The sequence below is a fragment of the Bacillus sp. RHFS10 genome, from assembly GCF_016757475.1.
In the GTDB taxonomy this organism is placed as follows: Bacteria; Bacillota; Bacilli; order Bacillales; family Bacillaceae; genus Bacillus; species Bacillus subtilis_G.
The window spans coordinates 330,328-344,064 of record NZ_JAESPO010000003.1 but is presented as its reverse complement, the minus strand read 5'-3'; the positions used below and the strand labels follow the sequence as shown (position 1 = coordinate 344,064).

Below are 13,737 nucleotides of genomic sequence, written 5' to 3'. Positions count from 1 at the left end.
TAAGCGATGTATCCAATAACACCAACACACACAGAAGAACTGCTGAAAATCATCGAAGACAGCGCAGAGACTTCAGACATTTTGCCTGATACCTCTGCAATATTACGGATGATTGATAAACATGAATATGAGCGGGATAAGATGCTTGAAGGTGTGGCTTATTACATGAATCAGGCTGATATTAAAAAGAAGCTGCGGTACTACTATGAGGGCGGTATTCGCAAGGTAGATACCGACAAGCCGAATAACCGCATATCTCACAATTGGCACAAACTCCTCGTTCAGCAGAAAACACAGTATTTAGTCGGGAAGCCGATCACCTTTAATGCTGAGGATGAAAACTTTTTGAAGCTGGTAAATGACTTCGTAAACGAAGAGTTTGATGATGTGTTGAATCAACTGCTAAAGAACGCCAGCAACAAAGGACGAGAGTGGCTACATCCATTCGTAGACGAAGAAGGGAAATTCGATTTTATTCGTATTCCGGCTGAGGAAGTATGCCCGGTATACGACACGACTAAAAAAAGGAATCTTCTTTATGCTATCCGTTATTACGACATAAAGACAATTGACGATGAATTTATCAGGAAAGTTGAGCTTTATACTGATCAGCAAATTTTTTATTACGTTATGCATGACGGGGAACTTGTTCTTGATTTTGAGTACAAACGAAATCCGGAGAGCCATTTTTATTTAGGAGAAACAGGATACGGCTGGGGAAGGGTACCTTTGATCGAGTTTAAAAACAACGATGAGGGAGTCAGTGACCTTGTCTTTTATAAAGACTTGATTGATCAGTACAACAACACCATATCAAACAACGCAAACACCTTTGATGAAATGCAGGATGTTATTTACGAATTGAAAAACTTTGGTGGTCAGGACTTAGGAGAGTTTATGACCAACTTGAAACACTATAAAGCAGTTGAAGTCGGGGAAGATGGCGGTCTTGAACTTAAGACGGTCGATGTACCGATTGATAGTGCGAACACCCACCTTGATCGATTGGAAGAAAACATTTACCGGTTCGGTCAGGGTGTAAATAACAATCCGGATAAAGTCGGTAATTCTCCTACAAACGTTGCAATTAAAAATCTATATTCATTACTTGATCTAAAGGCGAATGAAGCTGAACGGAAATTCCGGCCGGCGCTGCACGCCTTTTTTTGGTTTTTCACAGAATACCTAAAAATGACTGGTCAGGGTGAATACGATCCCACTCTTTTGCAAATGACATTCAATCGCTCACGTATGACAAATGAGCTTGAAGAGGTGCAAATGGGTAGTCAAAGCACAGATATCAGCAAAGAAACACGATTGGCGCACCATCCTTGGGTTGATGATGTAGAAGCTGAGCTGAAGAGGATAAAAGATGAGGAATTGGAATACCGGAAAAGTATGCCGCCGTTGAGAGAAATCCCTACAGATACAGGCGGTGATGAAGATGAACCAGAATGATATTGATAAGTACCTAGATAACATGATCACAGAGGACGCGAAAAAGATTGATGTCGTTTTTGCTCAACGGCTAAAAGAGATCAATCAACAAATCGCAGCCCTTTATGCGAAATACAGCAGAGATGGTCAGCTATCTATGGCTGATATGAATAAATACAACAGGTTTAAAAAAGAAATGGAGCGCATGACTGAGGAATCCAGCAAGGCATTCAAAACTATCCTCACAATCGTTGAGGCATTGGCTGCTAAACAATTCCTTGAGAGTTACATGCGCTCTGCCTATTTGTACGAGATGGAAGCTGCGGTTGACTTAGGCTTCAGTATTCCTACTGTCGAAGTAATCAAGCAGGCAATATTAAACCCGATAGCTGAATTGACTCTATCAGCCCTATATAAACGCCACAGAGATGACTACGTTCGACAAATACAGATTTCAATTGCTCAAGGCATTCAAGCCGGTGAAGATTACTCCAAGATTGCCCGGCGTATTGAGCAAACGACCGAATTTGCCCGCAGAAAGGCTCGAGACGTGGCGAGAACAGAGACTCATAGGGTACAAGTCTCGGCGAGGATGAAAAGCGCTGAGCAGGCTTCTAAAAAGAGCAAACTCGAAAAGATGTGGAATGCAACTCTTGATCTTAAGACTCGTTCTGGTCACAGAAAGCTAGATGGCAAGACTGTTGAACGAAACGGGCTATTCAAATCAATATATGGCGGCGTCGGACCGGCTCCAGGGCACATGAATAATGCCAAGGATGATATTAACTGCCGTTGTACGATTGCTTTCAAAGTAAATGGCGTGCTGCCGGATACAAGAAGGGCCCGTAAGCGCGGCAATGGCGCTGGCGAGACCATCCCATATCAAACCTATGAAGAGTGGTACAAATCCATTGAGGAGAAGGGGAAATGATAAATGGGCAATGTTTCCGATGAAGCGATAGCTGATTTGCTTCTCAAGACGATTAAAGAAGCCGTCAAAGCAGGGCGATTAGTCTCAGTGAATTCTCAAAGATTCGAAGAAAAAGAGGATGACGGAAAATTTTTAAATGCTGAATACACCTTCAGAGTCAGAATTCCTTTTCCGCAAGGCGATTTAAATTCTGCTGAGATCAGAACCGTAAAAATCTCGAATTTTGAAAACGATACAAGTGAAGTTTAAAGCTGGTTACATATGTGTCAGCTTTTTTATTTTGTCCTGAGCATGACGTAAAAAGGCTCATTGCTCATTCTAAATGCTTGGAGCCAAACTAAGCGCAAATCCTGTGCGTGAGGTGGACACGCAAAAAAACATTAAAGGAGAGGTTGAAATGAGTTTAAAAGAATTGCTTGGTGATGATCTGTATGCTCAGGTCATGGATAAAGTCGGAGATCAAAAGATTGATATTGTCAGTAACGGACAATGGTTTCCGAAAGAACGTTTTGACGCAGTAAACAGTGAAAAGAAGGACTTGAAAGCGCAGCTGGATGAGCGCGATCAACAATTATCTACTTTGCAGAAGCAGGCAAAAGGCAATGAAGAGCTTCAAGCTGCAATTGAACAATTGCAAGAAGACAACAGAAAAACTGCTGAGGAGTATCAGCAAAAATTAGATCAGCAGGCTTTTGATTTTGCTGTTGAATCAGCATTGCGTGATGCGAAGTCAAAAAATATTAGGGCTGTTAAAGCCAATTTAAACCTTGACAGTTTGAAGTTAGCTGACGGAAAGGTCATTGGTCTGGAAGAGCAGTTGAACGCTCTTAAAGAAAGCGACAGTTATCTTTTTGAGGAGAGTGAGGAACAACCGCCAAAGCTTGCAGGAAGGCAACCTCATAGTTCACAAGGAGCAGGAGCTGTGTCTCCAGCTGGGAATAACCCTTTCAGTAAAGAACATATGAACTTGACTGAACAAGGCCAAATTCTAAGAAGTAACCCAGAACAAGCAAAACAATTAATTATCCAAGCAGGCGGAAATCCTGCAAACTACGGATTATAAAGGAGAATTTAAATGACAGTAACTAGAGTTCAGGATGTTATCATCCCGGAAATTTTTAACCAATACACAATGAACAATACTGTTGAACAAACAGCGGTATATCGAAGTGGAATTATTCAGCCTGTACCGGGCTTAATTGTTCCAAGTGGTGGGGATACAGTCAATATGCCTTTTTGGAACGATCTTGAAGGAGATCCAGAGGCGATTCAATCAAACTTTGCATTGACTCCAGAAAAAATCACATCAGGGAAAGACGTTGCTCGAGTATTCGAATATGGTAAGGCTTGGAGCGCAGAAGATTTAGCGGGAGAGCTTGCAGGATCAGATCCAATGAGAGCAATTGGGGATCGCGTCAATTACTATTGGGAAAGACAGTTTCAAAAAATGATCTTCCTTATGTTGGATGGTGTCTTTGGTAGCAACATCACTAATAATGATGGCGATCTTGTATTAGATATTTCGAGCGGTGACGGGAAAAAGTACACAACTTACCTATTTGCTGGAGGTGCCGTTGGTTATGCCCCAGGTATGCCGAAAACACCAACCGAAACAGATCGAAACTCACTAAAAGGTGAGGACATTTTGATCAATCGTAAGAAGTTCATTATGCATCCTCGTGGTTTCAAATGGACCGAAGCTGATGTTGCTGCCGAAATGCCTACATTCAAAGAATTGGCAAGCGCAAAGAACTATGAACGTGTTTATGACAAAAAGAAAGTCCGAATTGTGAAGATCATTTCCAATGAAGGACCAGAAGCAGCAGCTAATTCAAAATTAAGCGGTGAAGTGATTCTCGATGCAGCTCAATTACTCGGGGATGCTAAAGGAAAATTCACTTCAATTGCAATGCATTCAGTAACGCATACAAATTTACAGAAACAAAACTTGATTGAGTTCATTCCTAACAACAGGGCTGATGTAGGTTTTGGAACATACCTTCAAAAGTCCATTATTGTTGATGATTCACTTCCAGTTGTAACACCAGCGCCCTAATGCGCCCCAAAACCTACGGTACACAAGCACAACTGATTCTATAACGGTTGAATGGAATCCCGTAGCTGGGGCTACTTCATACAACATCTATAGAGGGTCAAATAAAACGTTCGATAAGAGCGTAACCCAACCGATTTACACAACAACCGGAATGAGTCCTGATACTCAACTTACAATCAATGTGACGGCTGTCAATAATAGCGGGGAATCTGCAATGTCTGAGATTGTTACCCGTACACAGGCGTAAAGGAGAGTTACTAATGGGAGCGACTACATTTTGGCTTCTTGAACAGGAGTTGAAAGCTAGAAAAGCAGTTCAACAAACTGCTGAATCAACTGACAAGCAAGAAGGCCAAGAAAGTATTGATTTTGAAACACTATCTGATGATCAATTGAAAGAGATTGCAAAAGATCGGGGCATACCCGGCTATTTCAACATGAAGCGCGATACACTGCTAACCAAACTGAAAGGGTGATCCGATGGACATCCAACAAGTAAAACGAATGATAGGGATAACCACTGATAAGCATGACGCTTATTTATCTGAGGTTGTCCCTATTTTAATTGAGTACGCAAGCGACTTTTGTAAAAACAATTTTGAGCCAGGGACGCTGCCCGCCGGCGTGAAAATATTTGTTGCAAAAGCGACTGAATACAATATGACGCCGTCTGGTCTGTCTGGGAGAAGTATGGGGGATGTGTCATATTCGTATAATACGGAATTCCCGCAACACATCATGAAGAATCTGTATCCATACAGAAAGGCATACCGATGATCTATGAAGAATTCCCCCACGAAATCACGTTTCAGCGGATGGGTAAGGTGCCAGACGGCGGCGGAGGTTATGAAGAAGGTTACGTTGACTACATCACAACAGAAGCATTAGTCAGTGGCGTCAGTTCCCGGGAATATTATCAGGCTCAGCAGCTGCAAAACCCGGTTGAATGCAATGTGTATTTCCCTTATCGGACTGATATTGAGAAGACAATGAGGATCATTTACGAAAATAAAATTCTCATTCTCAAATCAGAGCCAATTGATCAAGGCGGCATGCATGAAGTCTTGAATTTGAAATGCCAGGTATCGGGGGTGCTTGAGTCTGATGGCAAGGGTTAGCGGCAGATGGGTCAGGCAAATGCGCAGAGCAACTGAAGAGTTCAGGAACAATGTGATTGAAGAAGCTAAACGTATTGTAACTGACACGGCCGAGCTGATCTACAGCAACGCTGTTTTAAATGCTCCAACGGCCATGATCGACGGCGGAAACTTGAAAAATTCAATAGAAGTTGACTATCGGGATGGCGGCTTAACGGCCGTTATTTCTGTTGGTGCTGATTATGCGGTGAAACGTACGCCGTCCTCGTTAGTAATAACGGGGTAATAAACTGGGCAAAATCGGTGAAAGTCTTGCGTTGAAGCTTTTTTATCGAAATTGGCACAGGTATAATATTATTTAGAGGTGATATTATGCCAGAAAATCGTAATACAAAGGGCCAATTCATTAAAGGAGAAGGTATTAGTGACTTAACAGGAATGAAATTCGGGAGATTGAGAGTTATACAGTTATCTGAAAAACGTTCTGGGAGAAAAACGTTTTGGGACTGTGTTTGTGACTGCGGTAATACTAAAACGGTAAGAAGCGACTCTCTTAAAAGTTCGATCAGATCGTGTGGCTGTTTAAAAAAAGAACAAGACAAAATAAATTTAACTAAGAATCACAGACATAAACAAAGCGGTAAACACCTCTATATTGTATGGATGAATATGAAGCAGCGTTGTTGTAATAAATCTGACAAAGCTTATGAAAGATATGGTGGTAGAGGAATTGATGTTTGTGATGAATGGAAGAAAAGTTTTGATTCTTTTAAGAAATGGTCTTTAGATAATGGTTATCGTAACAATCTATCTATTGAAAGAATCGATGTTAATAAAGGATATTCTCCTGATAATTGCACTTGGATTCCGATAAAAGAACAAGCAGTCAATAGAAGGTCGACTGTTTGGGTGGAGTATCAAGGTGAACGTCTGAATCTAAAACAATGGTCAGAAAAGCTTGGTATTAATTATGGTACTCTGCATTCTAGGTACTATAGAAGCGGTATGAGACCTCCCGAATTGTTTAATCCAGTCAAGACAACACCGAGGTAACTTGGTAGATTGCGAAAGGCTACCAAGCACCGTAGAGCGTAGGAACTGAATAAATATAATGTTCCCAAGAGTGTCCGGCAACCAGTAAAGGTTGTCTTTTTTTATTGGTTGAAAATGTACGCCGAACTTGCTGGTGACAGTAAGAAGTATGGATAAAAAGCCATACGATAACAACTTGGTATGTAGAGTATGGAACCGGAATCTATGCGGAGGATGGGGGCGGCCGTCAGACTCCTTGGGTCTATTATGATACCAAGCTTAACCGATGGGTTATGACACGAGGCATGCGGGCCCAGCCGTTCTGGAATCCGTCTATTGAGGAAGGTATGAGGTATTTCGCCAGTCAAATGTGATAGAAAGGGGCTGTCATTATGCGGTCAGCCATGTGGCCGTTGCAGACGGCTATATTTCAAAGGCTATCAACTGATGAAGAGCTGAATGCACGCGTCACTGGTGTGCTTGATGCAGTCTCGAAAGATCAGAAAAAGCCATATGTAACAACGGGAGATGATGACGTTTCGCCATTTGAAACAAAAACGTCTAAAGGTGAAATCATCAATGTTGTTCTCCATTGCTGGAGCGATTACAACGGCAAAAAAGAAGCGATGCAGATCCTTGATTTGATGCTGCAAGCAATAACGAGAGAGCCCCTAGAAATAGAGGGCTTTTCTTTATGCCGTTCTGAGATGCGTGGCATGCAGGTGATCACCGACATTGACGGATACACGCGGCACGGCATTCTCAGGATGCGATACACAATAAACAATTGAGAGGATGAACAAAATGTCAGATTTATTGAATGGTATTGATGAGGTTTACTTTGTTCAACCGATGAATGCTACTTCAAATGAAGGCCTGTTTATTGCTTTCCAAACAGAAGGCAGTCATACAAAAGAGCAAGATACAAAAGATGAATCAACAAAGTCTGGCCGAATCGTTGGTTACGGTCCTAAATCAGAGAATTTTGAACTGACTTATTATGCTGCTACCAATGATCCTGGGCAATCTGCAATCGAAGATGCCTATGATAATGAAGAGACACTCCAGGTGTGGAAAGTAAACCTGAATAAGAACGCAAACCAAAAGCATGATTCTGAATACGGACATGCAATCATTGAAAGCTTAGAGAAAAGTGCACCACAAGATGGATTTATTGAGGTATCAACAACTATGCCTGTTCTCGGTAAGACTCGTAAAGGAGAACTTGACCCACTGCCTCAAGAATTAATTGATTTGATCAGATCATCTGCGGGTGCTAAAAAGTTCATGCAGTTTGGCGAGAATGCCAAAACAACGACTACACCCTAATGCGCCCCAAAATCTATCGTTCACGGCTACTACTGACAGCGTGACCGTGAAGTGGGATGCGGTAGATGGGGCAACGTCATATAAAGTGTACCGAGGAGCCAACAAGCAGCTTGATGTTACTGTCACAGGCACATCCCACACACTGACAGGCATTGCGGCAGATACCCAGCTGACGGTCAACGTCTCAGCAGTTAATGACGCTGGGGAATCACCGATGACCGAGATCATCACGAGAACTCAAGCGACTGCGCCCTGATATACCCCGTAATATAACCACAACAAGTGTCACTTCTAATCAAGTGGGATTCAAGTGGGACGCGGTGAAAGGGGCGACCTCGTACAACATTTACAGATACTATGCAAAGATAGCAACTGTCACGACAAACTCATATCTCTCCAATCCGATTCTAAAACCTGACAGTTCATACATTTTCAATGTATCCGCGGTAAATGCCGCCGGGGAATCGGCTTGGTCAGAGAAATTCACGATTCGCACAAATAAGGAAGAAGCATAGGAGCCCGGCTGTTGCCAGGGCTCTTTTTAATACAAAATTTTGGAGGTTTTATATATGGCTCACTTAACAATTGACGGAAAAGATTATGCTGCACGCTGTGATTTCGCATTCGATAGAACAGCAAACGAGAAATATGCGAAAGAAGATAAAAACGGTGACAAATCAGGCGGTACATTAACGATTTACAACAGCTTACTGAACGATGATGCTGTTTACCTTTCTGCATTTTGGGATTGCGCGCTGGCTCACTTGAAAAAAGGCAAGCCGTCTGTTGAGCAAATTGAAGATGCTATCGCCAAGATCATTGAAGAAGATGAAACTGGAAACGCCGTTGATGAGATGGTGAAAGAAGCTTTTAACACACTGGATTCAGCGGGTTTTTTCAAAGGAAAGATCCGTCAGCAATGGAAGATGATGAGCAAGCTGGCGAAACCGAAGAAGGCCAGCCCGAACGAGACTCCGGAAATGGAAGCGAAGCGTTTGGAGGAAGACGAAATGAACAAGGACATGCTGGAGACGATGGAGGAAGCGTACAAAGAGAAGACGGGATCGACTATCTCCAAGTAATTGAAAATGCAGCTCGTTGGATGGGTGTCTATGACAACGATGTCATTATGTCATGGACTCCAAACGAGTATAAACGAAAGCTAAAAGCAGCAAAGCTGCGTGAAATTGATGAGATAGAGTTGCTGGCGAGAAATGCTATGTTTCATCGCTATGCATTAAACGAAAAGAGACCAAAAGAATCAAAGATGTTTGACGCTAGAAAAGCGCGCAGAGAGCTTGAACGTTCACTGACAAGCGAGGAAAACATATGGCGTGAAACAGACGTAAACAAGCTCGGTCCGAGAGCTAAAGGCGTGCAGATGTTAAATGACGCTGTGCGGTCTTATTTCGGAAAACAATACAAAGAAAAGGGGTGAGGGCATGATCGAGAGGCTTACTGCTGTTGTAGAAGCTCAGACGCAGAGATTCAACAGAAGCATGGACCGAGTCAATGACATGATGCGGCGAATGGCTGATACTCATACTGTTGAAGTGGAAGCTGAAACCGCAAGCTTCCAAGCGCGAGTCAGACAAGCTGAGCAGCAGATCGATAACTTTATTCATCGACATGAAAGAACCCGAGTCGATTTAGACGCAGACTCTGCCCCCGTACAAAGGGCCGTATCGGCGGCGCGAACAGAACTTGCATCATTGCCCAACCGGGTAACGACCAACATTAACGGAGATACTTCGGATTTAACTCGCGCAGTCGCTACGGCACAAACTGAGACGAGATCCTTACCAAATAGAGTATGGATTTTCATTGAAGCCCGTACTGATCGATTCGAAAACTCTATGAATCGTCTGGCTAAAATCACGAACTCCGTTTCTACTGTAATAGGCCATTCACTTGCAGGGGCATTTACATCTGCGTTGCCTGCTATTTCTCCGGTTCTTGCCAGCATTACTGGCGCTATAGGCTCACTGGGTCCGATGCTTGGTGTGGCAGCTGGTGGAGTTATGGGGCTTGGGAGCGCTTTTGCAGTAGCAGGAACAGGGGCGGCTTCATTCGGGGCGCTGGCGGTTTCTTCATTAAGCGGTGTATTCAAAGCTTCTGAGGACTTGAAAAAGCTCCAAGAAAAGTTGGATGAAACCACTGATGCCAAGGAACGCGCGAAAATCATGGAGAAGATCAAGGTCATCCAGCAATCTCTTGGAAAAGAAGAGAAGAAGGCCCTTGATACTTTAGAAGATTTTAAAGCGAATTGGCAGAGCATTGCTCAATCTGTACAGAAACCAATTTTAAAAACATTCACGAGCTCGCTGACGACGTTTAAAGGCGTTCTGAATAGTTTAAGACCTATGTTCAAAAGCGTGGCGAATGGCGGCGTTACATTAGCAAAAAGCATGAATGCGGCGTTTAAAGACACCGACATGCGACGCTTTATTGACTACATGAACAAAAACGCTGGTCAGGCCTTCGTTACGTTTGGGAAAATAGCCGGCAATGTCCTCAGAACAGTTATGAATCTGATTGTTGCTTTTGGACCTCTTGGGAACGACATGTCGGCCAGTTTGGAAAAGGCCACAGCTTCATGGGTGAAGTGGTCAGCCAATTTAGGATCATCCGAGAAGTTCCAAACATTTATTGAATACGTCAAAACGAACGGTCCTAAATTGCTGCAGATCATTGGGAACTTATCAGGCGGTCTGACTAAGTTGTTTACCGGTTTTGCCCCTATGTCTCAGGACATGATGACATCCCTTGTTAACATGACTCAGAGGTTTAATGAATGGGCCGGCAGCGTCACGAAAACGAAGGAATTTCAGTCGTTTATTGACTACATCAAAACGAACGGTCCGACTGTTTGGAGTACGATTGGTGAAATCGCCAAAACAATCATCAATTTGCTTGTTGGCATGGCTCCGTTAGGGCAATCCATCTTACAAACGGTAAACGGGTTTTTAAAATTCACAAATGCAGCAATGCAAGCTAACCCTGCTATCGGACAATTCATTGCCGTGGGCATTTCATTGCTGGGTGCATTAAGAGCGATAGTTCCTGCGATTGCCGCAGTTAGTGCGGTCACAAACGGGTTAAAAGACTTTGTTACTGCGGCTAAGTGGGTAAGAACGTTTGTCACTGGTACCGAAGGATTTACACTCGCTCGAATGGTATCACAGCTAAAAACCGGAATAATTTGGGTCGGTAAGTTTATTGCAAAATATACGGTCATGGCTGCTCAAGCCACAGCAAATGCAGTTAAAATGGCAGCGTCATGGACTGCTATGCAAATAGGCACGTTGGTTTCTCTTCTGAAATCAGGTTTAGTTCAAATGGGTTTGTGGATCAAGAATATGACTGTTATGGCGGCACAGTCAATTGCGCAAGCAACACGAACGGCAACGGCATGGACAATCATGAAAATAAGCTCTTTTGTAACTTCCCTTAGAGCTGGGATAGTGCAGATGGGACTTTGGATCAAACAGATGGTTGTCATGGCTGCTCAGTCTGTGGCACAAGCGGCACGTATGGCAGCGGCGTGGACGGCAGCGCAAATTAGTTCATTTGCATCTATGTTGGCAGCTGGAATCAAACAAATGATAGCGTTCGGAATACGTCTTGCAGCATTAGCGGCAACGGCAGCGGCAAACGCTGCGAGGATGGCAGCGTCATGGGTTGTTGCCATGGGTCCGATCGGATGGATAACAGCGGCGGTCGTGGCTTTGGTTGCACTTGTCATCGCGAATTGGGATACCATCAAGAAAAAAACAATCGAAATTTGGGGAGTAGTATCAAAATGGCTTTCTGACGCATGGAACAAAATAAAAGAAGTCGGCTCCAATTTGTGGAATGGATTTGTTTCGCTTCTTCGAAAAAATTTCGAGTTGCAAAAAACAGTCATCCTAACAGTTTGGAACGCTATAAAAAAATTCGCATCCACGGTTTGGAATGGTATTAAAAGTGTTGTTACGAAGGTTTGGAACGGCATTGTAAACACTGGAAAAACAATTTGGAACGGTTTGAAATCATTTTTCACTACTACTCTAAACGGTTGGAAAAAGATTTTTTCCACGGTTTGGAATGCTATTAAATCAGCAGTTACAAACGTGTGGAACGGTGTAGTGTCGGCCGGTAAAAAAGTTTGGAACGGTTTGAAATCGTTTTTCACTTCTTGGTTAAACAACCAGAAAAAGCTCTTTTCTACAGTTTGGAACGCTGTCAAGTCAGCAGTTACAAACGTGTGGAATAAATTGAAATCAGCGGCATCGAACACCTTTAATGCTTTGAAATCATCCGTTACAAACATTATGGGTAAAGTGAAAGACAAGATCAAAAGCATTTGGGATAGTGTTATGTCCTTCTTTAAAGGAATTGATCTTGGAAAGATCGGACGGGACATCATGCAAGGTCTTATCAACGGCGTTACAGGTATGTGGAATAGCGTAACGAGAACATTCTCACGTTTGACAGACTCTATTCCAAAAACAGTCAAAAAAATACTTGGAATTCATTCTCCATCAAGGGTTATGCGCGATCAGGTTGGTTATCATGTCGGTACCGGTATGGCAGCTGGTATTGATAAGTCGCAGGCCAAAGTGAAATCGGCTGCGGCAAGTGCGGCCAAGGTTGCACAGAGAGCGGCTGCAGTGGAAGTGAACAACAAAGTAAGCAGTACAATGATTAGTTTTGAAGCCCAAAACACTGCAGTAGATACTTACAGTAAGATGCTTCAGACAATCGAAAAGAAGACAACCCTTCAAAGCTTCGATATTGGCAATGCTGTTTCTACTAATATAGCAGCGGGGATTCAGTATGGGATCAGTGCAGTTCAAAATGCAATAAGTACAATCAGCGATGCCATGTATATCGAGCAGAAAGATATGAATCTTGCTTATGATACATCCATTTCTAGAAGCGACCTTGGCACTGTCAGTAAAGAACTGAGTGCAGATGTCAAAAACCTTGAGTTACCTGAAAGAACTATCATTATCGAGATGGACAGCAAGAAAGTCGGTCAGGGCGTAGAAAGGTCTGTGACTGACGCACAAAGAAGATCAAACGCAAGGAGGGTGAGAATTAATTGATCAACTATCAGGAGATTTTGCCCAACCAATGGAAAATCACATTTAATGGGATCGATATTTCACCCTTCTTCTATGTGAAATCAACCACTGGGCGGGGAATAATGAGCCGAGAGGTAAACACGTCCTCAAAAGGAAACCGTCCAGGTGGTTTCCTTCGTGGCACTAGAATACCGATTAGAACAATAACAATAGATGTTCTTTTTGCATTCAGCAATGAAGAGGAATTGAAGAAGAAACAAGAAGAATTGACTTTTATTTTGCATACAGAGGAGCCAAAGCCACTCATTTTCCATGATGAGCCTGACAGAACCTATTACGCAATATTTGAGAGTATATCTGAAAGCGAAGAGCAGGGCGGCTTCCAACAGGCTACATTGACCTTTATCTGCCCTGATCCTAAAAAGTATGGAGCGGCTGCGGAATCTGAACTAAATGCCGGGGTGCAGGTTTTCACAAATCCGGGTTATGCGGAGATTGAACCAAAAATCGAATGTGTTTTTAAAGAGGCGGCCACTTCATATGAGGTGGCTATTTTAAATGGTGATGGATCTGTTTCTAAGACAATAAAAGTCGTGTACAACTTCATCGCCGGCGACACTCTCATTATTGATTCATCAAAGAGAAAAGTGACATGCAGTGGTAAATTGATCATGACTGCTCTGCAAATACAATCTGAGTGGTTTACGCTGCCACCAAAAGTACCAACAAAATTGAAGTTAAGCCACGCAAGCAGCATCAAATTCGATGAGGCTTATTTGTAAGGGG

16 protein-coding genes and 3 pseudogenes are annotated in these 13,737 nt (G+C 42.9%); all 19 read left to right on the top strand.

Translation table 11 applies throughout. The features are described from left to right. Window positions 1-6: 6 nt before the first annotated feature. The 19 genes and pseudogenes from JMN17_RS14105 (at window position 7) to JMN17_RS14015 (ending at window position 13,733) form a co-directional block, all read left to right on the top strand. Complete coding sequence (locus JMN17_RS14105) at window positions 7-1,458, top strand: phage portal protein (protein WP_202328376.1); 1,452 nt, start codon at window positions 7-9, stop codon at window positions 1,456-1,458. Next, a complete protein-coding gene (locus tag JMN17_RS14100; RefSeq protein ID WP_202328411.1) occupies window positions 1,445-2,368 on the top strand; it encodes a phage minor head protein in 924 nt (307 codons plus the stop codon). The genes JMN17_RS14105 and JMN17_RS14100 overlap by 14 nt, the downstream gene beginning before the upstream one ends. A 3-nt stretch (window positions 2,369-2,371) precedes the next feature. Next, window positions 2,372-2,617 (top strand): hypothetical protein, encoded by a 246-nt coding sequence (locus tag JMN17_RS14095; RefSeq protein ID WP_202328375.1) that lies wholly within the window; start codon window positions 2,372-2,374, stop codon window positions 2,615-2,617. A gap of 148 nt (window positions 2,618-2,765) precedes the next feature. Further along, window positions 2,766-3,431 carry a phage scaffolding protein gene (locus tag JMN17_RS14090; RefSeq protein WP_202328374.1) on the top strand — a complete coding sequence of 222 codons (666 nt, stop codon included), beginning with the start codon at window positions 2,766-2,768 and terminating at the stop codon, window positions 3,429-3,431. A gap of 12 nt (window positions 3,432-3,443) precedes the next feature. Continuing rightward, window positions 3,444-4,424: a hypothetical protein gene (locus JMN17_RS14085; protein WP_033884274.1), complete on the top strand. Its 981-nt coding sequence runs from the start codon at window positions 3,444-3,446 to the stop codon at window positions 4,422-4,424. Next, a pseudogene (locus JMN17_RS14080) lies at window positions 4,420-4,671 on the top strand (fibronectin type III domain-containing protein); the annotation flags it as partial. The gene JMN17_RS14085 and the pseudogene JMN17_RS14080, both read left to right, overlap by 5 nt. Window positions 4,672-4,684: 13 nt before the next feature. Further along, the gene (locus JMN17_RS14075) at window positions 4,685-4,900 is read left to right on the top strand and encodes a hypothetical protein (RefSeq protein ID WP_033884273.1); all 216 of its coding nucleotides are present in this window, start codon (window positions 4,685-4,687) and stop codon (window positions 4,898-4,900) included. 4 nt (window positions 4,901-4,904) lie between these two features. Next, entirely contained in the window at window positions 4,905-5,201 is a 297-nt protein-coding gene (locus tag JMN17_RS14070) for a phage head-tail connector protein (protein WP_033884272.1), read from the top strand. Further along, window positions 5,198-5,542 carry a phage head closure protein gene (locus JMN17_RS14065; protein WP_202328373.1) on the top strand — a complete coding sequence of 115 codons (345 nt, stop codon included), beginning with the start codon at window positions 5,198-5,200 and terminating at the stop codon, window positions 5,540-5,542. Before JMN17_RS14070 ends, JMN17_RS14065 begins: the two co-directional genes overlap by 4 nt. After that, a pseudogene (locus tag JMN17_RS14060) lies at window positions 5,529-5,771 on the top strand (HK97 gp10 family phage protein); the annotation flags it as partial. The gene JMN17_RS14065 and the pseudogene JMN17_RS14060, both read left to right, overlap by 14 nt. 122 nt (window positions 5,772-5,893) lie before the next feature. Continuing rightward, window positions 5,894-6,574, top strand: coding sequence for a hypothetical protein (locus tag JMN17_RS14055; RefSeq protein ID WP_202328372.1), 681 nt, complete (start codon window positions 5,894-5,896; stop codon window positions 6,572-6,574). A 179-nt stretch (window positions 6,575-6,753) separates the two neighbouring features. Further along, window positions 6,754-6,927, top strand: a pseudogene (locus JMN17_RS21780) (HK97 gp10 family phage protein); the annotation flags it as partial. Window positions 6,928-6,945: 18 nt separating this feature from the next. Beyond that, complete coding sequence (locus JMN17_RS14050) at window positions 6,946-7,344, top strand: DUF3168 domain-containing protein (RefSeq protein ID WP_010329801.1); 399 nt, start codon at window positions 6,946-6,948, stop codon at window positions 7,342-7,344. A 13-nt stretch (window positions 7,345-7,357) separates the two neighbouring features. Beyond that, window positions 7,358-7,882, top strand: coding sequence for a phage major tail protein, TP901-1 family (locus tag JMN17_RS14045; protein WP_063336246.1), 525 nt, complete (start codon window positions 7,358-7,360; stop codon window positions 7,880-7,882). Then, on the top strand, window positions 7,857-8,138 hold the full coding sequence (locus tag JMN17_RS14040) for a fibronectin type III domain-containing protein (protein WP_063336247.1): 282 nt from the start codon (window positions 7,857-7,859) through the stop codon (window positions 8,136-8,138). Before JMN17_RS14045 ends, JMN17_RS14040 begins: the two co-directional genes overlap by 26 nt. Continuing rightward, window positions 8,128-8,397: a fibronectin type III domain-containing protein gene (locus JMN17_RS14035; protein WP_207194296.1), complete on the top strand. Its 270-nt coding sequence runs from the start codon at window positions 8,128-8,130 to the stop codon at window positions 8,395-8,397. Before JMN17_RS14040 ends, JMN17_RS14035 begins: the two co-directional genes overlap by 11 nt. Before the next feature lie 54 nt (window positions 8,398-8,451). Beyond that, window positions 8,452-8,964 (top strand): tail assembly chaperone, encoded by a 513-nt coding sequence (locus JMN17_RS14030; RefSeq protein ID WP_202328371.1) that lies wholly within the window; start codon window positions 8,452-8,454, stop codon window positions 8,962-8,964. Window positions 8,965-9,324: 360 nt separating this feature from the next. Further along, a complete protein-coding gene (locus JMN17_RS14020) occupies window positions 9,325-12,972 on the top strand; it encodes a tail tape measure protein (RefSeq protein WP_202328370.1) in 3,648 nt (1,215 codons plus the stop codon). Further along, a complete protein-coding gene (locus JMN17_RS14015; RefSeq protein ID WP_202328369.1) occupies window positions 12,969-13,733 on the top strand; it encodes a distal tail protein Dit in 765 nt (254 codons plus the stop codon). The genes JMN17_RS14020 and JMN17_RS14015 overlap by 4 nt, the downstream gene beginning before the upstream one ends. Window positions 13,734-13,737 lie beyond the last annotated feature (4 nt).

Bases quoted from the DNA above. Each gene is read 5' to 3' on its own strand.
- JMN17_RS14085 (WP_033884274.1), top strand. From the start codon at position 3,444: ATGACAGTAACTAGAGTTCAGGATGTTATCATCCCGGAAATTTTTAAC.
- JMN17_RS14095 (WP_202328375.1), top strand. From the start codon at position 2,372: ATGGGCAATGTTTCCGATGAAGCGATAGCTGATTTGCTTCTCAAGACG.
- JMN17_RS14065 (WP_202328373.1), top strand. From the start codon at position 5,198: ATGATCTATGAAGAATTCCCCCACGAAATCACGTTTCAGCGGATGGGT.
- JMN17_RS14090 (WP_202328374.1), top strand. From the start codon at position 2,766: ATGAGTTTAAAAGAATTGCTTGGTGATGATCTGTATGCTCAGGTCATG.
- JMN17_RS14030 (WP_202328371.1), top strand. From the start codon at position 8,452: ATGGCTCACTTAACAATTGACGGAAAAGATTATGCTGCACGCTGTGAT.
- JMN17_RS14105 (WP_202328376.1), top strand. From the start codon at position 7: ATGTATCCAATAACACCAACACACACAGAAGAACTGCTGAAAATCATC.
- JMN17_RS14050 (WP_010329801.1), top strand. From the start codon at position 6,946: ATGCGGTCAGCCATGTGGCCGTTGCAGACGGCTATATTTCAAAGGCTA.
- JMN17_RS14045 (WP_063336246.1), top strand. From the start codon at position 7,358: ATGTCAGATTTATTGAATGGTATTGATGAGGTTTACTTTGTTCAACCG.
- JMN17_RS14070 (WP_033884272.1), top strand. From the start codon at position 4,905: ATGGACATCCAACAAGTAAAACGAATGATAGGGATAACCACTGATAAG.
- JMN17_RS14055 (WP_202328372.1), top strand. From the start codon at position 5,894: ATGCCAGAAAATCGTAATACAAAGGGCCAATTCATTAAAGGAGAAGGT.
- JMN17_RS14075 (WP_033884273.1), top strand. From the start codon at position 4,685: ATGGGAGCGACTACATTTTGGCTTCTTGAACAGGAGTTGAAAGCTAGA.
- JMN17_RS14020 (WP_202328370.1), top strand. From the start codon at position 9,325: ATGATCGAGAGGCTTACTGCTGTTGTAGAAGCTCAGACGCAGAGATTC.
- JMN17_RS14040 (WP_063336247.1), top strand. From the start codon at position 7,857: ATGCCAAAACAACGACTACACCCTAATGCGCCCCAAAATCTATCGTTC.
- JMN17_RS14100 (WP_202328411.1), top strand. From the start codon at position 1,445: ATGAACCAGAATGATATTGATAAGTACCTAGATAACATGATCACAGAG.